Source organism: Nitratireductor sp. J20-h4 (genome assembly GCF_056780505.1).
In genome coordinates this window covers 1,388,577-1,410,588 of sequence record NZ_CM165557.1, presented here as the reverse complement: position 1 = coordinate 1,410,588, position 22,012 = coordinate 1,388,577, and the positions used below count along the sequence as shown (strand labels likewise).

The window sequence follows — 22,012 nt, the reverse complement described above, 5'->3', positions numbered from 1 at the left end:
TTCATGCTTGAAATATTGGCTGGCCTTTGGCATGATCCAACCGTCGCGCAGGGAGGAACGCCCGACATGAAAATCGCCATTCTCGGCGGCGGCCCCGCCGGCCTTTATTTCGCGATCTCCATGAAGCTTCGCGACGCCGCCCACGAGGTCACCGTCTTCGAACGCAACCGCCCCGACGACACGTTCGGCTGGGGCGTGGTACTGTCGGACGAGACGCTCGACAATCTCGCCGCCAACGATGCCGCCAGCGCGGAAAAGATCCGCAAGCATTTCGCCTATTGGGACGACATCGCGGTGTTTTATCGCGGTACGCAGACCGTCTCGACCGGCCATGGGTTCTGCGGCATCGGACGCATGCGGCTCTTGCTGCTGCTTCAGGAACGCGCCCGCGAACTCGGCGTCGACCTGCGCTTCGAGACCGAGGCCGATGAGCCGCAGCACTACATGGACCGTTACGACCTCGTGGTCGCCTCGGACGGGCTCAACTCCAAGGCGCGCACCGTATTCGCCGACATTTTTAAGCCCGACATCGACGTGCGCGCCTGCAAATTCGTCTGGCTCGGCACGCACCAGAAATTCAACGACGCCTTCACCTTCATCTTCGAGGAGACCGACAAGGGCTGGGTATGGGCGCACGCCTACCAGTTCGACGACGACACGGCGACCTTCATCGTCGAGTGTTCGGAGGAGACGTGGGCGCGGTTCGGCTTCGGCGAGATGTCCAAGGAAGAGTCGATCGCAACCTGCGAGGCGATCTTCAAGGACCATCTCGGCGGCCATGCGCTGATTTCCAACGCCAACCATATCCGCGGATCGGCCTGGCTCAACTTCCCGCGGGTTTTGTGCGAGCGCTGGTCGCACAAGAACCTGGCGCTGATGGGGGATGCGGCGGCAAGCGCGCATTTTTCGATCGGCTCGGGCACCAAGCTGGCGCTGGAGAGCGCGATCGCACTCGCCGACTACGTCACCAGCGAACCCGATCTGGAGTCCGCCTTTCGCAAATACGAGGACGCGCGCCGGCTGGAAGTGCTGCGCCTGCAATCGGCGGCGAGGAACTCGCTGGAATGGTTCGAGGAGGTCGAGCGCTATCTCGATCTCGACCCGGTCCAGTTCAACTATTCGCTGCTGACGCGCTCGCAGCGCATCAGCCACGAAAATCTGCGCCTGCGCGACAAGGACTGGCTGGAAGGCGCCGAGCGCTGGTTCCACGGCCAGGCCGGTAACGACATCAACATCGCGCGCGCGCCGATGTTTGCGCCCTTCAAGCTGCGCGACATGGCGTTGAAGAACCGCATCGTGGTCTCGCCGATGGCGCAGTACAAGGCCGTCGACGGCTGCCCGACCGACTGGCATTTCGCCCACTATGCCGAACGCGCCAAGGGCGGCGCCGGGCTGATCTATATCGAGATGACCTGCGTCAGCCCCGAGGGCCGGATCACGCCGGGTTGTCCGGGTTTCTACGCCCCGGAGCACGAGGCCGCATGGACCCGGCTGGTCGATTTCGTCCACGCCGAGACCGAGGCCAAAATCTGCGCCCAGATCGGCCATTCGGGCGCCAAAGGCTCGACCCAGCTCGGTTGGCAGGACATGGACGCGCCGCTGGAAACCGGCAACTGGCCGCTACTGTCGGCCTCCGAGGTCGCCTGGTCGCCGCAAAACGCCAGGCCGAAGGCGATGGACCGCGCCGACATGGACATGGTGCGCGACCAGTTCGTTGCCGCCGCCGAAATGGCCGAGCGCTGCGGCTTCGACATGCTCGAACTGCACATGGCGCACGGATATCTGCTGTCGTCCTTCATCACCCCGCTGACCAATACGCGCGACGACGATTATGGCGGCTCGCTGGAAAACCGCATGCGCTACCCGCTGGAAGTCTATCGCGCGGTGCGCGACGCTTGGCCCGACCACAAGCCGATCTCGGTGCGCATCTCGGCCAATGACTGGGTCGGCGAAGACGGCATCACCCCGCAGGACGCGGTCGAGATCGCCGGGTTGCTGCGGGAGGCCGGCGTCGACATTTGCGACGTGTCGGCCGGCCAGACCTCGATCCGCGCCAAGCCGGTTTACGGCCGCATGTTCCAGACGCCGTTTTCCGACCGAATCCGCAACGAGACCGGCATGGCGACGATGGCGGTCGGCAATATCTACGAACCCGATCACGCCAACTCGATCCTGATGGCCGGCCGCGCCGACCTCGTGTGCCTGGCCCGGCCGCATCTTGCCGATCCCTACTGGACGCTGCACCAGGCCGCCGCGCTTGGCGACCGCGAAGTCAAGTGGCCCGATCCCTATCTGCCCGGCCGCGACCAGCTCTACCGCCTGGCCGAACGCCAGGACCAGATGACGGGCAAGGTGTGACGATGGGCACGCGCCACGCGCTGGTCACCGGCGGCGGTTCCGGGGTGGGCAAGGCGATCGCGCTCGCGCTCGCCGAGGCCGGCATCGAGGTAACGATCTGCGGCCGGCGCCAGCAGAGCCTCGACACGGTCGCGCAGTCCAACCCGCGCATTCACGGCGTCAGTGCGGACGTGACCGACGAAGCCTCGGTCAAGGCGCTCTACGAAACCGCGGAAGCCGCGCGCGGGAGCTTCGACATCGTGGTCGCCAATGCCGGCATGTCGGGCAGCGCCCCAGCCCACAAGACCACGCTCGGCGACTGGCAACGCACGCTCGACGTCAATCTGACCGGTGCCTTCCTGACCGTGCGGCCGGCGCTCGCCGGCATGCTGGAACGCAAGCGCGGCCGCATCGTCTTCGTCGCCTCGACCGCCGGGCTGAAAGGCTACGCCTATGTCGCGCCCTATGTCGCGGCCAAACACGGCGTTGTCGGGCTGATGCGGGCTCTGGCGTGCGAGAGCGCCAAGTCGGGCGTGACCGTGAACGCGGTGTGTCCGGGTTTTACCGAGACCGAGATGCTGGACGGCTCGATCGCCCGGATCGTCGAAAAGACCGGGCGCAGCGCGTCGGAAGCGCGCGCCATGCTTGCCGCGACCAATCCGCAAGGCCGGCTGATCGAACCCGACGAGGTCGCCGCCACCGTTTTGTGGCTTGCCGGCGAGGACGCGCGCTCGATCACCGGGCAGGCGATCTCCGTGTCGGGAGGCGAGACATGGTGAGCGGCCTGGTCGCGACCATCGATCACCGGTCGGGCAACAAGGAGCGGCTGCTGTTGTGGATCCGGCTGCTGCGCGCCTCGCGCATGATCGAAAGCGAGCTGCGGGAACGGTTGAAGCGCGATTTCAACTCGACGCTGCCGCGTTTCGACGTGATGGCGGCGCTCTTCCGCGCGCCCGAGGGCATGCTGATGAGCGACCTGTCGCGCTTTCTGCTGGTGTCGAACGGCAACGTGACCGGCATCGTCGACCGGCTGGTGTCGGACGGCTTCGTCAGCCGCGCGCGCCGCGACGGCGACCGCCGCACCTCGATCGTGACCCTGACCGAGCAGGGGCGCGACGAATTCCAGCGTATGGCGCGGGTCCACGAGGACTGGATCGGCGACCTGCTCGGCGACGTCGACGAGGCCGACGCCAAGCGGCTTTCGACCATGCTTAAATCGTTCCGCAGCAATTGGGAGGGCGAGACTTGACCGATATGGCAGGCCTGAAACCGCGGCATTTCCTCTGGGAAGCCGAAAACGGCGTGGCGCGGGTGCGGCTCAACCGCCCCGAGCGCAAGAACCCGCTGACCTTCGAGAGCTATGCCGAGTTGCGCGACACGTTCCGCCAGCTCGCCTATGCCGACGATATCGACGTGGTGGTGTTCTTGCCCAATGGCGGCAATTTCTCCTCGGGCGGCGACGTGCACGACATTATCGGCCCGCTGGTTGCGATGGACATGAAGCAGTTGCTGGCCTTCACCCGCATGACCGGCGATCTGGTCAAGGCGATGCTGAACTGCTCCAAGCCGATCATCGCCGCCGTCGACGGGGTGGCGGTGGGTGCGGGCGCGATCATCACCATGGCTTCCGATATCCGACTGGCGACGCCGCAGGCCAAGACCGCCTTCCTGTTCACCAAGGTGGGCCTGGCGGGCTGCGACATGGGCGCGTGCGCCATGCTGCCCAGGATCATCGGCCAGGGCCGCGCGGCCGAACTGCTTTATTCGGGCCGCTCGATGAGCGCGGAGGAAGGCGAGCGCTGGGGTTACTACAATCGGCTGGTCGAGGCCGAGACGCTTGAAGCGGAGGCGTTGAAGCTTGCGAAATCAATCGCTTCCGGCCCGACCTTCGCACATGGAATCACCAAGACGCAGCTGAACCAGGAATGGTCGATGGGTCTCGACCAGGCGATCGAGGCCGAAGCGCAGGCGCAGGCGATCTGCATGCAGACCCGGGATTTCGAGCGCGCCTATCACGCCTTCGTCGCCAAGCAAAAACCCGTATTCGAGGGAAATTGATGGCTGACCGCAGCTTCCTGTCCTGGCCGTTTTTCGAGGACCGCCACCGCGACCATGCCGAGCGGCTGGAGGCCTGGTGCGCCCAAAACCTGCCGGTCGCTCATGACGACGTTGATCAGGCCTGCCGGCAGATCGTCGCGGCGCTCGGCCGCGATGGCTGGCTCCAGCCCACGGCGATCGACCCCGCCGCACCCGGCCCGCTCGACGTGCGCACGCTGTGTCTGACCCGCGAGACCCTGGCCCGCCATGACGGGCTCGCCGATTTCGCCTTCGCCATGCAGGGGCTCGGCACCGGCGCGATCAGCCTGTTCGGCACGCCGCAACAACGCGAATGGCTGGAAAAGACCCGGCGCGGCGCGGCGATTTCGGCCTTCGCGCTGTCGGAACCACGCTCGGGCTCCGATGTCGCCAACATGGACATGAGCGCGACGCGCGACGGCGACGACTACGTGCTTTCGGGCGAAAAGACCTGGATTTCCAACGGCGGCATCGCCGACGTCTACACCGTGTTCGCCCGCACCGGCGAAGCGCCGGGCGGCAAGGGGATTTCGTGCTTTGTGGTGCCGGCCGACACGCCGGGCCTGGCAATCGCCGAGCGGATCGAGGTGGTCGCGCCGCACCCGCTGGCGCGGCTTTCCTTCAACGACGTGCGCGTGCCGGCGAGCGCGATGGTCGGCAAACCCGGCGATGGGTTCCGCATCGCCATGTCGGTGCTCGACGTCTTCCGCTCCACCGTCGGCGCCGCGGCGCTCGGCTTTGCCCGGCGCGCCCTCGACGAAAGCCTGGCGCGGGCCGGCGGCCGGGAACTGTTCGGGGCGCCGCTGTTCGACCTGCAGATGGTGCAGGGTCACCTGGCCGACATGGCGCTCGACGTCGACGCCGCCGCATTGCTCGTCTACCGCGCCGCCTGGACCAAGGATTCCGGCGCGCCGCGCGTCACCCGCGAAGCGGCAATGGCCAAGCTCTACGCCACCGACCGGGCGCAAGAGGTGATCGACAAGGCGGTGCAGCTTCATGGCGGCGACGGCGTGCGCCGGGGCCACATCGTGGAGAGCCTCTATCGGGAGATCAGGGCGCTCAGGATCTATGAAGGTGCCTCGGACGTACAGAAAATCATCATCGCCAGGCAGATTGCGACCTAAGCCAGCAGGGGAAAAACAATGCTCGGACCGACGGGACATACGGACACATTTTCCCGCGACAACCTGCCGCCCGTAGACGCGTGGCCGGGTTTCCTGCTCGACGGCTTCGACTACCCCGATTATCTCAACGTGGGCGTGGAACTGACCGACCGCCTGGTCGAACAGGGTTTCGGCGACCGCACGGCGCTGATCGGCAACGGGCGCCGGCGCACCTACAAGGAACTCGCCGACTGGACCAACCGCCTCGCTCACGCGCTGGTCGAGGATTACGGCGTCAAGCCGGGCAACCGGGTGCTGATCCGCGGGCCCAACAATCCCGCGATGGTCGCCTGCTGGCTGGCCGCGACCAAGGCCGGCGCGGTGGTAGTCAACACCATGCCGATGCTGCGCGCCGGGGAACTCGCCAAGATCGTCGACAAGGCAGAGATCACGCTGGCGCTGTGCGACACCCGCGCCAAGGACGAGCTGGTCGCCTGCGCCAAGGACAGCAAGTTCCTGAAACAGGTGATCGGCTTCGACGGCACCGCCAATCACGACGCCGAGCTCGACCGGGTCGCGCTCGACAAATCGGTTATCTTCGAGGCGGTCAAGACCGGCCGCGACGACGTCGCCCTGCTCGGTTTCACCTCGGGCACGACCGGCGTGCCGAAGGCGACGATGCATTTTCACCGCGACCTTCTGATTATCGCCGACGGCTATGCCAGGGAAGTGCTGCAGGTCACGCCGGACGACGTGTTCGTCGGCTCGCCGCCGCTCGCCTTCACCTTCGGCCTCGGCGGCCTGGCGATCTTTCCGCTGCGTTTCGGCGCCGCCGCCACGCTTTTGGAAAACGCCACGCCGCCCAACATGATCGAGATCATCGAGACCTACAAGGCGACAGTCTCCTTCACCGCGCCGACGGCCTATCGCGCCATGCTGGCGGCGATGGAGGACGGCGCCGACCTGTCTTCGCTCAGAGTGGCGGTATCGGCCGGCGAGACGCTGCCGGCCCCGGTCTTCGAGGCCTGGACCCAAAAGACCGGCAAGCCGATCCTCGACGGCATCGGCGCAACCGAGATGCTGCACATCTTCATTTCCAACCGCTTCGACGACATGCACCCGGCCACGACCGGACGGCCGGTCACCGGCTACCAGGCCAGGATCGTCGACGCCGACATGAACGAGGTGCCGCGCGGCACGGTCGGCAAGCTCGCCGTGCGCGGCCCGACCGGCTGCCGCTACCTCGCCGACGATCGCCAGCGCGACTATGTCCGGGACGGCTGGAACCTGACCGGCGACGCGTTCTACCAGGACGAGGACGGACGCTTCCACTTTGCCGCGCGCACCGACGACATCATCGTGTCGGCCGGTTACAACATCGCGGGGCCGGAGGTCGAAGCCGCGCTGCTCGCCCACGCCGACGTCGCCGAATGCGCCGTCATCGGCGCGCCCGACGAGGCGCGCGGCCAGATCGTCCAGGCGCACGTGGTGCTCGTTGAAGGCCGCGTCGGCGACGAGGCGATGACCAAGCGCCTGCAGGATCATGTCAAGGCGACGATCGCGCCGTATAAATACCCGCGTTCGGTGATCTACATTGCGGCGCTTCCCAAGACCCAGACCGGCAAGATTCAACGTTTCAGGCTGCGCCGGGACACCCAGGCATGACCTATTTTTCCAAAACCCGCGCGCTGTTCCACCTGCCCGACGGGTTGATCTATCTCGACGGCAACTCGCTCGGCCCACTGCCAAAAAAGGCGGTCGAGAAGACGACGACGACAATGCGCGAGGAATGGGGCGAGATGCTGATCCGCGGCTGGAACGCGGCCGGCTGGATGGCACAGCCGCGACAGATCGGCGATCGGGTCGGGCGGCTGATCGGCGCGCCGGCGGGAACGGTTGTGCTGGGCGACACGCTGTCGATCAAGGTTTATCAGGCACTCGCCTCGGCGCTGGAACTGCGGCCGCAGCGCAAGGTGGTCTTGTCCGACAACGGCAATTTCCCGACCGACCTCTATATGGCGTCCGGGCTGATCCAGTCGCTCGACAAGGGCCACGAACTGAAGATCGTCGCGCCGGAAGAGGTCGAGGACGCGATCGACGACACGGTGGCGGCGCTGATGCTGACGGAGGTCGATTACCGTACCGGGCGCCTGCACGACATGAAGCGCCTGACCGAGAAGGCGCACGCCGCCGGCGCGCTGGCGATCTGGGATCTCGCCCATTCGGCCGGCGCGCTGCCGGTCGATCTCGCCGGCGCCGACGCCGATTTCGCGGTCGGCTGCACCTATAAATATCTCAATGGCGGGCCCGGCGCGCCGGCTTTCATCTATGTCGCGCCGCGGCTGGCCGAACAGGTCCGCCCCGCCCTTTCGGGCTGGCTCGGCCACGACGCGCCGTTCGCCTTCGATCTCGACTACAGGGCCGGCCGGGGCATCGACCGGATGCGGGTCGGCACGCCGCCGGTGCTCGCGCTAGCCGCCCTCGACGCCGCCCTCGACGCCTGGGAAGGCGTCGACATGGCCGATCTGCGCGCCGCCTCGATCCGGCTTTCGGAGCGCTTCATCGCCGAGGTCGAGCGGCGCTGCCCCGATTTGACGCTCGGCTCGCCGCGCGACCCGAAGCAACGCGGCAGTCAGGTCTCCTTCCTGCACGACAACGGCTATGCCATCATGCAGGCGCTGATCGCGCATGACGTGATCGGCGATTTCCGGGCGCCGAACGCGATGCGGTTCGGCTTTACGCCGCTTTATCTCAGCGAGGATGACGTGGTGGCCGGCGCCGAACGGCTCGAACGCATCCTGGGCGAGCGGCTTTGGGACCGTCCCGAGTTCCACAAGAGGGCAGCCGTGACATGAGCACATCCTACGACCCCTCCAGCGACGGCGCGGTGACGGATTTCGCCAGCAGAATGTCATATGGCGACTATCTGCATCTCGACAAGATTCTCGACGCCCAGGCGCCGAAGTCGGACTCGCCCGACGAGATGCTGTTCATCATCCAGCACCAGACCTCGGAGCTGTGGATGAAGCTCGCCGTGCACGAAGTCAGTTCCGCGCTCGACGCGCTGCGTGACGACGCGCTGCAGCCGGCCTTCAAGATGCTGACCCGGGTTGCGCGCATCTTCGAGCAGCTGAACAGCGCCTGGGACGTGCTGCGCACGATGACGCCGAGCGAATATACGCGCTTTCGCGCCGCGCTCGGCCAGTCTTCCGGCTTCCAGTCCTGGCAATATCGCGCCATCGAGTTTCTGGCCGGAAACCGCAACACGGCGATGCTGAAGGCGCACGCGCACGATCAGGCGGTGACGGCGCGGCTGGAAGCGATCCTGGAGCGGCCGAGCCTCTATGACGAGGCGCTGCTGCTGCTTGCCCGGCAGGGCCTCGACATCGGCGCGGATGCCCACCGGTCCGACTGGCGCTCGACCCGCGAGGAGAGTGCGACGGTGCTGGCGGCGTGGAAATCGGTCTACCAGCAGCCCGAACGCCACTGGCAGCTCTACGAGCTGGCGGAGAAACTGGTCGACTTCGAGGATTATTTCCGGCGATGGCGCTTCAACCACGTCACCACGGTGGAACGCATTATCGGGCTCAAGCGCGGCACGGGCGGGACGGCCGGCGTCAGCTATCTGCGGAAAATGTTGGAGGTGGAACTGTTTCCGGAATTGTGGAAAGTCAGAACGGAACTTTGACGGCGGGCCGAGGCACCACGGCAGCGCCGGACGGACCCAACCGGCCGAAGACCGGGGCGGATCGTTCAATGATCAGGTGCCGCAGGGAACGAAACAGGGAGACGACAATGAGGAAATTTCTCGCAGCGGGCGTGATCGCCCTTTCCGCCGGCGTCGCAGGCGCGGCCTTCGCCGAGCCAGTCAAGATCGGCATGATCACCACCTTGTCGGGCGGCGGCGCCGGGCTGGGCGTCGACGTGCGCGACGGCTTCATGCTGGCGCTCAAACAGGCGAACAATTCCGAGGTCGAGCTGATCGTGGAAGACGACGCCCGCAAGCCGGAGCTGGCCGTGCAGATCGCCGACAAGATGATCCAGAGCGACAAGGTCGACATTCTGACCGGCATCATCTGGTCGAACCTGGCGATGGCCGTCGTGCCCAACGCCGTCAATCAGGGCACGTTCTACCTGTCGCCCAATGCCGGCCCGTCGGCGCTCGCCGGCGCCAACTGCGACAAGAACTATTTCAATGTCGCCTGGCAGAACGACAATCTGCACGAGGCGGCGGGCGCCTATGCCACCGAGGCCGGTTACAAGAAGGTCTTCATCATGGCGCCGAACTATCCGGCCGGCACGGACGCGCTGACCGGGTTCAAACGCTTTTACAAGGGCGACCTCGCCAACGAGGTCTACACCAAGCTCGGACAAAGCGACTACGCCGCCGAGATCGCCCAGATCCGCGCGTCCGGCGCCGACGCGGTGTTCTTCTTCCTGCCGGGGGGCATGGGCATCGCCTTCATGAAGCAATATGCCCAGTCGGGCGTCGAGTTGCCGCTGGTCGGCCCGGCCTTCTCCTTCAGCCAGGACATTCTCGGCGCGGTCGGCGACGCCGCGATCGGCGTCAAGAACACCTCGCAATGGTCGAAGGACATCGACAACGACACCAACAAGGCGTTCGTCGAGACCTTCCAGGCCGAATATGGCCGCCTGCCCTCGCTCTACGCCAGCCAGGGTTTCGATACCGCCAATCTCATCCTGTCGGCGGCGGCCAAGGCGGACGTGAAGGACCAGGACGCGTTTCGCGCGGCACTGAAGGAAGCCGACTTCAAATCGACGCGCGGCGACTTCGCCTTCGCCAGCAATCACCACCCGATCCAGGACATCTATGTCCGCGAGGTGATCAAGGAAGGCGACACGCTCACCAACAAGATCGTCGGCGTCGCGCTTGAAGATCATCAGGACGCCTACGCGGCCGAGTGCAAGATGTAACGGACCGACCATCCTCTCCCCGCACCCGGGGAGAGGATGCCGGACGGCGCACCAAAAGCGGCGGAACCCGTCGTCAAGTGCCGGCCGCCGCTTCGCCCCCTCACCCGCCTCCCGTCGGGCCGCCACTTCCCGCGTGACGCGGGAGAAATTCCCCGCTTCCAACTTTCAGGACGATCGTGCAAACCGCGCTCCTCATCGAACAGATCCTCAACGGCCTTCAATTCGGCGTCATGCTGTTCTTGATGGCTGCCGGCCTGACGCTGATCTTCGGCGTCATGGGCCTGATCAACCTCGCCCACGGCTCGCTCTACATGATCGGCGCCTTCGCCTGCGCGACGGTTGCCGCGGCGACCGGCTCGTTCTGGCTCGGGCTGGTGGCGAGCCTGGCCGCGGCGGCGGCGGCCGGCGCACTCGTGGAAGTCACCGTCATCCGTCGGCTCTACGACCGCGACCATCTCGACCAGGTGCTGGCGACCTTTGCGCTGATCCTGATCTTTTCGGAGGGCACGCGCTGGGTGTTCGGCTCGTTTCCGCTCTATCTCGACATCCCGCCGCTTCTGCGCGGCGCGCTGGCGCTGCCGGGCGGCGGGGCCTATCCGGTCTACCGACTGGCGATCATCGGGGTTGGCATCGCGGTCGCGATCGGGCTTTATTTCCTGATTTCGCGCACGCGGCTCGGCATGCGCATTCGCGCCGGCGAATCCGACCGCGAGATGATCGCCGCGCTCGGCGTCGACATCCGCACGCTCTATACGGTCGTGTTCGCACTCGGGGCGGCGCTGGCCGGGCTGGCCGGCGCGCTGGTCGGAGCACTGCAATCGGTCCAGGTGGGCATGGGAGAACCGGTGCTGATCCTGGCCTTCGTGGTGATCGTCATCGGCGGCATCGGCTCGATCAAGGGCGCGCTGGTCGGCGCGGTGCTCGTCGGCGTGATCGACACGCTCGGGCGGTTCCTGCTGCCGGTCGCGTTCGCCACGTTCATGGACGCCTCGTCGGCCGCCGGGATCGGCGCCGCGCTTGCCTCCATGCTGATCTATGTGTTCATGGCGCTCGTGCTGGCCATCCGGCCGCAGGGCCTGTTTTCGGCGCAGGGTTGACGAGAATGGACAATCCCCGCGAAACCATCCTCAACCTCGCGCTCGTCCTGCTTCTGGCCGCGATCCCGCTGGTCGCCACCGGCATGGGCGAACCCTTCTACGTCACGCTCGCCACCCGCATGGCGATCCTTGCGCTGGCCGCGGTCGGGCTCAATTTCCTGCTCGGGCTGGGCGGACTGGTCTCGTTCGGCCATGCCGCGTTTTTCGGCATTGGCGGTTATGTCGCCGGCATCGCCGCCACCCATGCCTTCAACGCCGAACCGCTGCTGTTCGGCCTGCCCGGCACCAACCGTATGATCGTCATCTGGCTGGCCGCGATCCTCCTGTGCGGGCTCGCCGCGCTCGCGATCGGCGTCATCTCGCTGCGCACCAGCGGGGTCTATTTCATCATGATCACGCTCGCCTTCGCGCAGATGATCTATTATTTCGCCATCTCCTGGCCGGCCTATGGCGGCGAGGACGGGCTGTCGATCTATGTCCGCAACGGGTTTCCCGGCGTCAACACGCTGAACGGCCTGCACTTCTTCTATCTGTGCTTTGGCCTCCTGCTTGCCGCGCTGGCCGTGTTTTCGGTGCTGCGCAATTCCCGCTTCGGCGCGGCGCTCGAAGCCTCAAGGCAAAACCAGCAGCGGCTCGCCGCCGTCGGCATCGCCCCGTTTCGCATCAAGCTCGTCGCCTTTGCCATCTCCGGCATGATCACCGGCCTCGCCGGCGCGCTGTTTGCTGACCTCAACCGCTTCGTCAGCCCGTCAATGCTGTCCTGGCACATGTCGGGCGAACTGATCGTGCTGATCATCCTGGGCGGCACCGGGCGGCTGTTCGGGCCGGTCGCCGGCGCGATGGTCTACGTCCTGTTCGAATTCTATCTCGGCGGCATCACCGAGCGCTGGCAGTTCTTCCTCGGGCTGATCCTGCTCGGCGTGGTCTTGTTCGCGCGCGGCGGCGTGGTCGGCCTGATCGCGGGAAAGGCACGTCATGGCTGAGCCCATCCTCGACATCCGCAACCTCAACAAGAGCTTCGGCGCCCTGAAGGCGACAGACAATGTCAGCCTCGATCTGCGCCCCGGCGAAATCCACGCCTTGATCGGGCCCAACGGGGCCGGCAAATCGACGCTGATCCACCAGATCGCCGGATCGCTGCGGCCCGGCAGCGGCACGATCCGGTTTCTGGGCCGCGATATCGGCGCGCTGGGCGTGCCCGAGCGCACCCGGCTCGGCCTCGGCCGCACCTTCCAGATCTCGTCGCTGGCGCCCGACTATTCGGCGCTGCGCAACGTCATGCTGGCCGTGCAGGCGCGTCAGGGCACGAGTTTCCGGTTTTTCAAGCCGGTGATGCGCGACCGCTCGCTGCGCGAGCCGGCGCTGGAAGCGCTGGAACGGGTGGGACTGGCCGATCGGGCGCATATATCGGCGGCCGAACTCTCGCATGGCGAGCGGCGCCAGCTCGAGATCGCGATCGCGCTCGCACTCGGCTCCAAGGCCTTTCTGCTCGACGAGCCGATGGCCGGCATGGGGCCGGAAGGCTCCAAGGCGTTGACGACGTTTCTCGACGGGCTGCGCGCCGAAGCGCCGATCCTGCTGGTCGAGCACGACATGGACGCCGTGTTCGCGCTCGCCGACCGCATTTCCGTGCTCGTCTACGGTCGGATCATCGCCACCGGCACGGTCGACGAAATCCGGCACAATCCCGACGTGCGGCAAGCCTATCTCGGGGAGGAAGGGTGATGCTGCTCGAAGCCACCGGACTACAGACCTTCTACGGCGCTAGCCAGGCCCTGTTCGGCGTCGACCTGGCCGTGGGCGAAGGCGAGGTCGTCGCCCTGATGGGGCGCAACGGCATGGGCAAGACCACGACGATCCGGTCGATCTGCGGCCTGAACCCGCCGCGGACCGGCACGCTGCGCTTCGCCGGGTCAAGCCTTCAGGGCCTGCGCCCGCACCGCGTCGCCCGGCTTGGCATCGGGCTGGTGCCGGAGGGGCGGCGCTGTTTTCCCAATCTTACCGTCGAGGAGAACCTGACCGCGGCGGCGCGACCGGGCCCCTGGACGCTTGCCCGCATCGAAGCGCTTTTCCCCCGGCTTGCCGAGCGCCGGCGCCAATATGCCATTTCGCTCTCGGGCGGCGAACAGCAGATGCTGGCCGTCGGCCGCGCGCTGATGACCAACCCGAAGCTGCTGATCCTCGACGAGGCGACGGAAGGCCTCGCGCCGGTCATCCGGCAGGATATCTGGAGCTCGATCCGCAAACTCAAGCAAGAGGGCCAGGCGATCCTGGTCGTCGACAAGACCATGTCGGAACTGCTTCCCGTCGCCGATCGCTGCGTCGTGCTCGAAAAGGGCATGACGGTATGGAGCGGGCTTCCGGCGGAGCTCTCCGACGACATCCGCAACCGTTATCTCGGCGTCTGACAAGAAAGGGCATAACCTTGAACGCGTCTTCCCATGAACTTTTGAACCCCTCGCACTGGAAAGCCGCCAAAGGCTACGCCAACGGCATCATGGCCGAAGGGCGTACGATCTTCGTCGCCGGCCAGGTCGGGTGGAATGGCCAGCAGGTATTCGAGACGGACGACTTCGCCGGGCAGGTCCGCCAGGCCCTGCAGAATATCGTCGACGTGCTGGCCGAAGCAGGCGCCGGACCGGAGCACGCCACCCGCATGACCTGGTACATCACCGACAAGCGCGAATATCTCGATCGGCTTTCCGACGTCGGCGCGGCTTATCGCGACGTGATGGGTCGCAATTTTCCGGCCATGACCATGGTCCAGGTCGCCGACCTGATCGAGGACCGGGCCAAGGTCGAGATCGAAGTGACGGCGGTCCTGCCGTCCTGAGGGGCCAAACCACACGGCAAGTGCTGGACCAACGGCCGGCAGGCGCATGCGCTTGCCGGGACCGGCGGGCTTTGCCAAACACACCCGATGAGCGCGGAACCCTCGAACCTCAAGGCGGCCCTGTGGATGGCCGGCTGGCTGGCATTGATGCTGACCATGACGGTCGCCGGCCGCGAAGCCACGCGCGAGCTCGACGTGTTCCAGATCATGGAGATGCGCTCCATCATCGGGATGCTGCTGCTTTACCCGGTGATCCGGATGGCCGGCGGCCTGCGTTCGGTGCGCACCGCGATGCTGCCGCGCCATATCGGCCGCAACGTGGTGCATTACGGCGCGCAATTCGCCTGGTTCTACGCGCTGGCAATGATTCCCATCGCGCAACTGGTCTCGATCGAGTTCACCATGCCGATCTGGACCGCGATCCTGGCGGCGGCCTTTCTGGGCGAGCGCATCAACGGCTGGAAGATCGCCGCGATCGTGCTCGGCCTGATCGGGGTTGCCATCATCGTGCGCCCGGGCGCCGACACGCTCGACATCGGCCAGCTCTTTGCGCTGTTCGCCGCGATCGGCTTCGGCATCTCGGTGGCGCTGGTGAAGTCGCTCACCCGCCACGACAGCGTGCCCACGATCATTTTCTGGATGCTGGTGGTGCAATCCGTGCTCGGCGTCGCGCCGGCGCTGGCGGTGTGGCAATGGCCGTCGCCGGCGGTGATGCCGTGGATCGTCGTCATCGCCTTTTGCGGCGCGTATTCCCACTATTGCATGGCACGCGCAATGCTACATGCCGATGCGACCACGGTGGTGCCGATGGATTTCCTGCGCGTGCCGCTTTCGGCGCTTCTGGCCTGGCTCGTCTATCAGGAGGGGATCGATGTCTACACCGTCATCGGCGCCGTGCTCATCCTTGCCGGCAACACGCTCAACCTCAAGCAGGGCGGCACGGCGCGCATTCGCCCCAGCTGACAAGGCCCAACCCGCGACGCAATGATAAAAGCGCGAGCTTGCCCGCCCCACCCAGCCGGTGGACAAGCGGACGGGCACACAGTTTGTCAGCAGGCCTTGCCTTGTCAAACGCCCTCCCCCCTTATATGAGCGGGCGAGTCGAGGGCAGGCAGACAGAAACGGCACCGAAAAAGCCGTCATGCATCGACGAGTGGGAAACAGGCAGCATCACAAGCAGGCCGCATGGCGACGATCATTGACGTCCAGGACGTGACGAAGCGTTTCGGCAACGTGCTCGCGGTCGACCGGTGTTCGCTCCAGGTCGAACAAGGCACGATCACCGGCCTGATCGGCCCCAACGGGGCGGGAAAGACGACGCTGTTCAATATGGTCGCCGGCGCCTTCGCGCCCAGCTCCGGGCGCATCCTGTTCGATGGCGAGGACGTCACGGGCATGGAGGCGCACGCGCTTTTTTCGCGCGGATTGCTGCGCACCTTCCAGATCGCGCAGGAATTCTCGCACATGACGGCGCTGGAAAACCTGATGATGGTGCCGGCGCGCCAGGCGGGCGAAAACCTCTTCAATGCCTGTTTCCGGCGCCGCGCGGTGCTGGCCGAAGAAGCGCAGACCCGCAAGAAGGCGGAAGACGTGCTCGGCATCCTCAAGCTCACCCACGTCAAGAACGAAAAGGCGGGCAATTTGTCGGGCGGGCAAAAGAAGCTGCTCGAACTCGGGCGCGTGATGATGGCCGAGCCGCGGGTGGTGCTGCTCGACGAGATCGCCGCCGGCGTCAACCGCACGCTGCTCAACGACCTCGCGGCCGTCGTCCAGCGCCTCAACCGCGAGGACGGGCTTACCTTCTTCGTCATCGAGCACGACATGGATCTGATCGCGCGGCTGTGCGATCCGGTGATCGTCATGGCAGCCGGAACGGTGATGGTCGAAGGGCCGATGTCTGAAATCCGCAACAACGCCGAGGTCATCGAAGCGTATTTCGGCGGCACGCCCGCCGATGGAGGGCGCTGATGGCGCTGCTGGACATTCGCGACATCCATGCCGGCTATGGCGGGGCGAACATCCTCAACGGCGTCAGCATCGCCATCGAGGCCGAGGAGATCGGCGTGATCGTCGGGCCCAACGGCGCGGGCAAATCGACGACGCTGAAGGCACTGTTCGGCCTGCTTACGGTTTCCCAGGGCAACATCGCCTTCGAGGGAAGCGACATTACCAACACGCCGCCGGAAAGCCTGGTCAAGCAGGGCCTGTCCTTCGTGCCGCAGGAATACAACGTCTTCCCCACGATGAGCGTGCAGGAAAACCTGGAAATGGGGGCCTATGTCAGGCGCGACGATTTCCGCCACCTCGTCGACCAGGTCTACGGCTTCTTCCCGCCGCTAAAGGATAAGCACCGCCAGCCGGCGGGCGAACTGTCCGGCGGCCAGCGCCAGATGGTGGCGATCGGGCGCGCGCTGATGACGGAACCGCGCCTTCTGCTGCTCGACGAGCCGACCGCCGGCCTGTCGCCCCTGTTTACCAGCGAGATCTTCGAACGCATCGTCGCCATCAATGCCGCCGGCACCGGTATCCTGATGGTGGAACAGAATGCGCGCCAGGCGCTGGCGATCGCGCATAAAGGGTTCGTGCTCGCCGGCGGACAGAACCGTTTCACCGGCACCGGGCAGGAATTGCTCGACGATCCGGACGTGGCCAAAAGCTTTCTTGGCGGGGAGGACCAGCCATGACCGAGGTCGATCTGCTGACCGCGCTGCCGGTACGCGAGTTCGTGTTCTTCATCAACAAGGGCATCATTGCCGGGCTGATCATCGGCTCGATCTATGCGCTCGGCGCCGTCGGGGTGACACTGATCTTCGGCATTCTGCGGTTTGCCCATCTCGCCCATGGCGACATGATGACCACGGGCGCCTTCATCGCGCTGGTGCTGACCGCGCTCCTGCCCGGCGCCGGGGCGCTGGTCGGGCTGCCGACCGCTTTCGTGCTGATGCCGATCGCCATGGCGCTGACGGCGCTGCTGGCGATCGTGCTCGACCGCTGGTTCTACCGGCCGCTGCGGCAGGCCAATGTGCGCCCCGTCACCATCGTCATGGCCTCGGTCGGCGTCATGCTGATGATGCAGGGTTTGATCCGGCTGGTGTTCGGCACGGGAACCCGGCCGCTTTATGTCGGCGCCAAGGACATCTATCGCGTGCCGGTCGGCGACGGTTTCATCGTCGTCACCGAGCCGCAATTGCTGTTGTTCGCGTTCACGGCGCTGTGCATCGTCGCGCTCCACTTCTTTCTCACGCGCGCGCGGCTCGGCAAGGCAATGCGCGCTGTGTCCGACAATGCCGACCTGGCGCGGGTGTCGGGCATACCCACCGAGCACGTGGTGCGCGCGACCTGGATCATAGGCGGTGCGCTGGCGGCGGCCGGCGGCACGCTGCTTGCCCTCGACGTCACCTTGAAACCCGATCTGAGCTTCAACATCTTGTTGCCGATCTTCGCCGCGGCGATCGTCGGCGGAATCGGCCAGCCCTATGGCGCGGTGGCTGGCGGGCTGGTGGTCGGCTTCACCGAAACGCTGGCCGTATTCAACTGGGCGATCCTGCTCAGGCCGCTCAAGCCGTTCCTGCCGGACTGGGTCGAACTGCCCACCCAGCTGGCGCTGGTGCCGACCGAATACAAGATCGTCATCCCCTTCTTCATCCTGATCGCGGTGCTGATCTGGCGGCCGACGGGGATCTTCCGCGGGAGCGTGATCAAATGACGAACCGCGCCGGACGCGATACCCTGCTGTTTGCCGGCCTTGCCGTACTGATCGCGCTGGTCTTTGCCGCGCAGGGCGCGGCTTTCGGAACGCGCATGCTGGTCGAGGCAAGCTGCCTGGCGATCGTGGCACTCGGCCTGACCATCCAATGGGGTTATGCCGGGCTGTTCAATGTCGGCACGATGGGCTTCATCGCGATCGCGGCCTATACGACGGTGCTGGTCTCGTTTCCCGTCAACGGCGCCTTCTGGATGTCGAACGGTCCCGCCCTTCTCGGCAAGACCGCGCTTTACCTGGTCGTCGGCGTGCTCCTCACCTACGCGATGAGCCAGACCCACCGCCTCGGCCTACCAAAGAAAATCCGCACGCTGCTTGCCCTGATCGCCGGCGCCGCGACCTATATCGCCGTCTCCGGCGCGCTCGGCCAGGCCGCCGCCCATATCGAGGGCGAAGCCGGCTTCGTCGGCGGTTTCGGCCTGCCCGTGTGGATCGGCTGGCTCGGCGGCGGCATCGTCGCCGGCGCGCTCGGCTGGGTGATGGGCCGCATCACGCTCGGCCTGCGCGCCGACTATATGGCGATCGCCACGCTCGGCATCGCGGAGATCGTGAAGGCCTATCTCAAAAACGCCGACTGGCTGACGCGCGGCACGCTGACCGTCTCGCCGCTGCCCTGGCCGGTGCCGACGCCCGCCGAGCTCGGCTTCGTGATGTCGCGCGCGGCCTATCTGAGCGTTACGGCGGTGATGATCGTGGTGATCTTCGTGCTCCTGCAGCGGGCCTGGGCCGCGCCGTGGGGCCGGATGATGCGCGCCATTCGCGACAACGAATTGTCGGCGGCCGCGATGGGCAAGGACATAAACCGGCGCCGGCTGGAAATGTTCGTGCTCGGCAATGTCATCATCGGCATTGGCGGCGGCGCGCTGATCACCTTCAGCAGCATTTTCGATCCCTCGAGCTTCCTGCCGCTCAACCACACATTCCTGATCTGGGTGATGGTCATCCTGGGCGGCGCCGGCAACAATCTCGGCACGATTTTCGGCGCGCTGTTCGTCTATGTCATCTGGACGATGTCGGAGCCGGCGGCGCTGTTCCTGTTCGACCAGATCGCCTATTGGGGCGACAGGCTGTTCGACTGGCAGGCGCCGGCCGACATGACCACGCGGGCCCTGCAGATGCGGGTCTTCGTCATCGGCCTGACGATCACGCTGGTGTTGCGCTTCGCCCCGCGCGGCCTGATCCCCGAGCGGCCGGTCAAGTATGAATGACGGCGGCGCCCTTGCGCCGCCTCGTCTCTTTTGTCGACGACGTCAGCCCGCCCCGCCTCCGTGCGCGCCGGCGTGAGCCGCCCATGAAAAAGGCCCGGGACGAACCCGGGCCTTTCGCACGGAAATGATCGGTCGAATTAGTCGACCTGGCCGACTTCCTTGAAGACCACGCCGTCGACGACCGTCTTGACGATCACGCCCGGCACGTCGCCATTGTCGTCGAATTCGTGGCTGCCGGAGGCGCCCTCGTAATTGATGTCGGCGCCCTCGGCGAGAAGCTTCTTGGCCTTTTCCCATTCGCCAGGCAGGATCACCTCGCCCGGCGCGCTGGCAACCTCGCGCAACGCCTTGCTCAGCCCCTCACGGCCGCCATTGCCGTTCTTTTCGATGGCGAGCGCGATCAGGAACGCGGCGTCGTAACCCTGCGGCACGAAGGTGCCGGTGGGCGGCACGCCGGCCTCTTCGGCGAGCTTGTTGAAGACGGACGTGCCGTCGGTCTCGCTGCTGCCGGGGCGGGTCGCGACCATGCCCTGCAGCGGCGCCTCCCCGACGGCGGGCACCAGCGTGTCGCTGATCATGCCGTCGCCGCCGGCGAACTTGGCGAAGTCGCCGCCTTCGATCGCCTGGCGGATGATGGTCTGACCGGAGCCGTCGGCATAGGCAAGCACGACCAGCATGTCGGCGCCGGAGCCCGAAAGCTGACCGATCTCGGCGCGGTAGTCCGCCTTGCCGTCCTCATGCGCCACGTTGGCGGCGACCGTTCCGCCCTGCTCGGCAAACGCGGCCGCCAGCGCATCGGCAAAACCCTTGCCGTAGTCGTTGTTGACGTAGGTGATCGCGATATTGTCGGCGCCGTCGGCGCGCAGCGTCTTGGCGAGCATCTGACCCTGATAGGCGTCCGACGGCGCGGTGCGGAAAACGAGGTCGTTGTCGTCGAGCCCGGTCAGGGCCGGCGACGTGGCGGCCGGCGAAATCAGCAGAACACCGCCCGGAATCGCGGCCGTGTTGGCGGCGGCGATGGTGGCACCCGAGCATAGCGGCCCGACCAGCGCAGTCACGTTCTCGGAGTTGACCATGCGGTCGGCAGCGCCCGACGCGGCCGTGGTGTCGGCGCAGGTCGAGTCGCCCTGGACGAGATTGATCTTGCCGTCGAGAATGCCGCCCTGGCTATTGACGTGGTCGACGGCGAGCTTGACGCCGTTGAAGATCGGCGGGGTCAGGCTTTCGATCGGCCCGGTGAAGCCTCCCAGAAAGCCGATCTTGACATCCTCGGCGCTGGCGGGCGCGGCCATGGCCAGCGCCAGGCCGGCGACCGACGCCGCCATCACACTACGAAATACGGTGCTCATGAAAAATCTCCCTATTTGTCCGTCTCTTGGCGTCCGCATGGCGGACCAGACGCTCCGCGCGCCGGACATGCACGGTAGCCGTGGGGCGATATTGGAATTGCATTAGCACTTTGTAAAGCCAGGCACGGGTGTTCCCCGATAGGAATCCGCGCGCCCTCGCCCCAGGCAAAGAATGCCCATCGACTGTAATAACATTACAATCCATCTTGACGAATGTAATAACATCACATACCCCTTGCGCCCTCGACGCCGGCCCCGGCGGCGATGGAGCTGTTTTGAAGAAGGAGTTGACGATGCGATCCCTGGCCCAGGCCGTCCTTGCCGGATTTTCCCTTGCCATTGTAGCGCCGACTGCGCAGGCCGGTGCGGAACCGCTCGAGGTGGTGGCGAGTTTTTCGATCATCGGCGACTTCGCCCGCGAGGTCGGCGGCGATCGCATCCGCCTGACCACGCTGGTGGGGCCGAACGGTGACGCCCATGTCTACGAACCGCGCCCGGCCGATGCCGCCGTCATGACCCGGGCGCGCGTCGTTCTGGTCAACGGTCTGCGATTCGAGGGATTTCTCGACCGGCTGATCGAGGCCAGCGGTACCACCGCCAGCGTCGTCGAGGTGTCGAAGGGCGCGCACATCCTGCCCGCCGACGGCGAGGCGGACGACCATCACGAGGAGGCCGCCGACAGGGACGGCCATGTCGACGAGGACCATGCCGGGCACGATCATGGCGCCTATGATCCGCATGCCTGGCATGCCGTGAAAAACGCCGAGCGCTATGTCAAAAACATCGCCGAGGTGTTTTGCCTGACCGATCGCGACGGCTGCGCTATCTATCAGGAAAACGCTGCCGCCTATATCGCGCGGCTCGAGACGCTCGACGCCGAGATCAAGACCGCGATCGCCGCGATCCCGGAAGACAGGCGCACCATCATCACCTCGCATGACGCGTTCGGCTATTTCGAACACGAATACGGCCTGCACTTCCTGGCGCCGAAGGGTCTGTCGACGGAGGCCGACGCCGCGGCCGCCAATATCGCGGCGCTGATCCGCCAGGTGCGCGAAGAACGCGCGGCGGCGATTTTTGTCGAAAACGTCACCAATCCGCGGCTGATCGAGCAGATCGCTGCCGAAACGGGCCTCCAGCCGGGCGGTTCGCTCTATTCGGACGCGCTGTCGGACGAAGATGGCCCGGCAGCGACCTATATCGACCTGATGCGCCACAACCTGACCACCATCACCAGCGCCATCTCCGGCAGCTGAGGCCGTCGCACCGGCCCCGTCTCCGTCCTGGACGTAAGCAGCCGCCGGGGCGCCG

The 22,012-nt window shown here is 65.9% G+C and carries 21 protein-coding genes; 20 read left to right on the top strand and 1 reads right to left on the bottom strand.

Features of this window, described 5'->3' with window-relative positions; genetic code table 11:
- Positions 1 to 66: 66 nt before the first annotated feature.
- The 19 genes from ACT2B0_RS06850 to ACT2B0_RS06760 all read left to right on the top strand — a co-directional run bounded on the left by ACT2B0_RS06850 (position 67) and on the right by ACT2B0_RS06760 (position 19,352).
- Positions 67 to 2,358, top strand: coding sequence for a bifunctional salicylyl-CoA 5-hydroxylase/oxidoreductase (locus ACT2B0_RS06850; protein ID WP_473462881.1), 2,292 nt, complete (start codon positions 67 to 69; stop codon positions 2,356 to 2,358).
- A 2-nt stretch (positions 2,359 to 2,360) separates the two neighbouring features.
- Positions 2,361 to 3,116 carry an SDR family NAD(P)-dependent oxidoreductase gene (locus ACT2B0_RS06845; RefSeq protein WP_473462878.1) on the top strand — a complete coding sequence of 252 codons (756 nt, stop codon included), beginning with the start codon at positions 2,361 to 2,363 and terminating at the stop codon, positions 3,114 to 3,116.
- Positions 3,110 to 3,586 carry a MarR family winged helix-turn-helix transcriptional regulator gene (locus tag ACT2B0_RS06840; RefSeq protein WP_473462877.1) on the top strand — a complete coding sequence of 159 codons (477 nt, stop codon included), beginning with the start codon at positions 3,110 to 3,112 and terminating at the stop codon, positions 3,584 to 3,586. The genes ACT2B0_RS06845 and ACT2B0_RS06840 overlap by 7 nt, the downstream gene beginning before the upstream one ends.
- The gene (locus ACT2B0_RS06835) at positions 3,583 to 4,395 is read left to right on the top strand and encodes an enoyl-CoA hydratase family protein (RefSeq protein WP_473462874.1); all 813 of its coding nucleotides are present in this window, start codon (positions 3,583 to 3,585) and stop codon (positions 4,393 to 4,395) included. Before ACT2B0_RS06840 ends, ACT2B0_RS06835 begins: the two co-directional genes overlap by 4 nt.
- Positions 4,395 to 5,537: an acyl-CoA dehydrogenase family protein gene (locus ACT2B0_RS06830; protein WP_473462871.1), complete on the top strand. Its 1,143-nt coding sequence runs from the start codon at positions 4,395 to 4,397 to the stop codon at positions 5,535 to 5,537. The genes ACT2B0_RS06835 and ACT2B0_RS06830 overlap by 1 nt, the downstream gene beginning before the upstream one ends.
- Before the next feature lie 18 nt (positions 5,538 to 5,555).
- Positions 5,556 to 7,181: an AMP-binding protein gene (locus ACT2B0_RS06825; protein ID WP_473462869.1), complete on the top strand. Its 1,626-nt coding sequence runs from the start codon at positions 5,556 to 5,558 to the stop codon at positions 7,179 to 7,181.
- Positions 7,178 to 8,371: a kynureninase gene (gene kynU, locus ACT2B0_RS06820; RefSeq protein WP_473462866.1), complete on the top strand. Its 1,194-nt coding sequence runs from the start codon at positions 7,178 to 7,180 to the stop codon at positions 8,369 to 8,371. The genes ACT2B0_RS06825 and kynU overlap by 4 nt, the downstream gene beginning before the upstream one ends.
- Positions 8,368 to 9,204 (top strand): tryptophan 2,3-dioxygenase, encoded by an 837-nt coding sequence (gene kynA / locus ACT2B0_RS06815; protein ID WP_473462863.1) that lies wholly within the window; start codon positions 8,368 to 8,370, stop codon positions 9,202 to 9,204. Before kynU ends, kynA begins: the two co-directional genes overlap by 4 nt.
- 107 nt (positions 9,205 to 9,311) lie before the next feature.
- A complete protein-coding gene (locus ACT2B0_RS06810) occupies positions 9,312 to 10,451 on the top strand; it encodes an ABC transporter substrate-binding protein (protein WP_473462860.1) in 1,140 nt (379 codons plus the stop codon).
- A gap of 176 nt (positions 10,452 to 10,627) precedes the next feature.
- Entirely contained in the window at positions 10,628 to 11,548 is a 921-nt protein-coding gene (locus ACT2B0_RS06805) for a branched-chain amino acid ABC transporter permease (RefSeq protein ID WP_473462859.1), read from the top strand.
- Positions 11,549 to 11,553: 5 nt separating this feature from the next.
- A complete protein-coding gene (locus tag ACT2B0_RS06800) occupies positions 11,554 to 12,531 on the top strand; it encodes a branched-chain amino acid ABC transporter permease (RefSeq protein WP_473462857.1) in 978 nt (325 codons plus the stop codon).
- On the top strand, positions 12,524 to 13,273 hold the full coding sequence (locus tag ACT2B0_RS06795) for an ABC transporter ATP-binding protein (RefSeq protein ID WP_473462855.1): 750 nt from the start codon (positions 12,524 to 12,526) through the stop codon (positions 13,271 to 13,273). Before ACT2B0_RS06800 ends, ACT2B0_RS06795 begins: the two co-directional genes overlap by 8 nt.
- Entirely contained in the window at positions 13,270 to 13,956 is a 687-nt protein-coding gene (locus ACT2B0_RS06790) for an ABC transporter ATP-binding protein (RefSeq protein WP_473462852.1), read from the top strand. Before ACT2B0_RS06795 ends, ACT2B0_RS06790 begins: the two co-directional genes overlap by 4 nt.
- 17 nt (positions 13,957 to 13,973) lie before the next feature.
- On the top strand, positions 13,974 to 14,381 hold the full coding sequence (locus ACT2B0_RS06785) for a RidA family protein (protein WP_473462850.1): 408 nt from the start codon (positions 13,974 to 13,976) through the stop codon (positions 14,379 to 14,381).
- An 87-nt stretch (positions 14,382 to 14,468) separates the two neighbouring features.
- Positions 14,469 to 15,344 (top strand): DMT family transporter, encoded by an 876-nt coding sequence (locus ACT2B0_RS06780; protein WP_473462847.1) that lies wholly within the window; start codon positions 14,469 to 14,471, stop codon positions 15,342 to 15,344.
- A 222-nt stretch (positions 15,345 to 15,566) separates the two neighbouring features.
- A complete protein-coding gene (locus ACT2B0_RS06775) occupies positions 15,567 to 16,349 on the top strand; it encodes an ABC transporter ATP-binding protein (RefSeq protein ID WP_473462845.1) in 783 nt (260 codons plus the stop codon).
- Positions 16,349 to 17,065, top strand: a complete 717-nt coding sequence (locus ACT2B0_RS06770) for an ABC transporter ATP-binding protein (RefSeq protein WP_473462843.1) — start codon at positions 16,349 to 16,351, stop codon at positions 17,063 to 17,065. The genes ACT2B0_RS06775 and ACT2B0_RS06770 overlap by 1 nt, the downstream gene beginning before the upstream one ends.
- A complete protein-coding gene (locus tag ACT2B0_RS06765; RefSeq protein ID WP_473462840.1) occupies positions 17,062 to 18,087 on the top strand; it encodes a branched-chain amino acid ABC transporter permease in 1,026 nt (341 codons plus the stop codon). The genes ACT2B0_RS06770 and ACT2B0_RS06765 overlap by 4 nt, the downstream gene beginning before the upstream one ends.
- Complete coding sequence (locus ACT2B0_RS06760; RefSeq protein ID WP_473462837.1) at positions 18,084 to 19,352, top strand: branched-chain amino acid ABC transporter permease; 1,269 nt, start codon at positions 18,084 to 18,086, stop codon at positions 19,350 to 19,352. Before ACT2B0_RS06765 ends, ACT2B0_RS06760 begins: the two co-directional genes overlap by 4 nt.
- Positions 19,353 to 19,489: 137 nt before the next feature.
- Here ACT2B0_RS06760 and ACT2B0_RS06755 read toward each other — a convergent pair whose 3' ends face one another.
- Entirely contained in the window at positions 19,490 to 20,701 is a 1,212-nt protein-coding gene (locus ACT2B0_RS06755; protein WP_473462835.1) for an ABC transporter substrate-binding protein, read from the bottom strand.
- Positions 20,702 to 20,994: 293 nt separating this feature from the next.
- Between ACT2B0_RS06755 and aztC the strand changes: the two genes are divergently transcribed.
- A complete protein-coding gene (gene aztC / locus ACT2B0_RS06750) occupies positions 20,995 to 21,957 on the top strand; it encodes a zinc ABC transporter substrate-binding protein AztC (RefSeq protein WP_473462833.1) in 963 nt (320 codons plus the stop codon).
- Positions 21,958 to 22,012 lie beyond the last annotated feature (55 nt).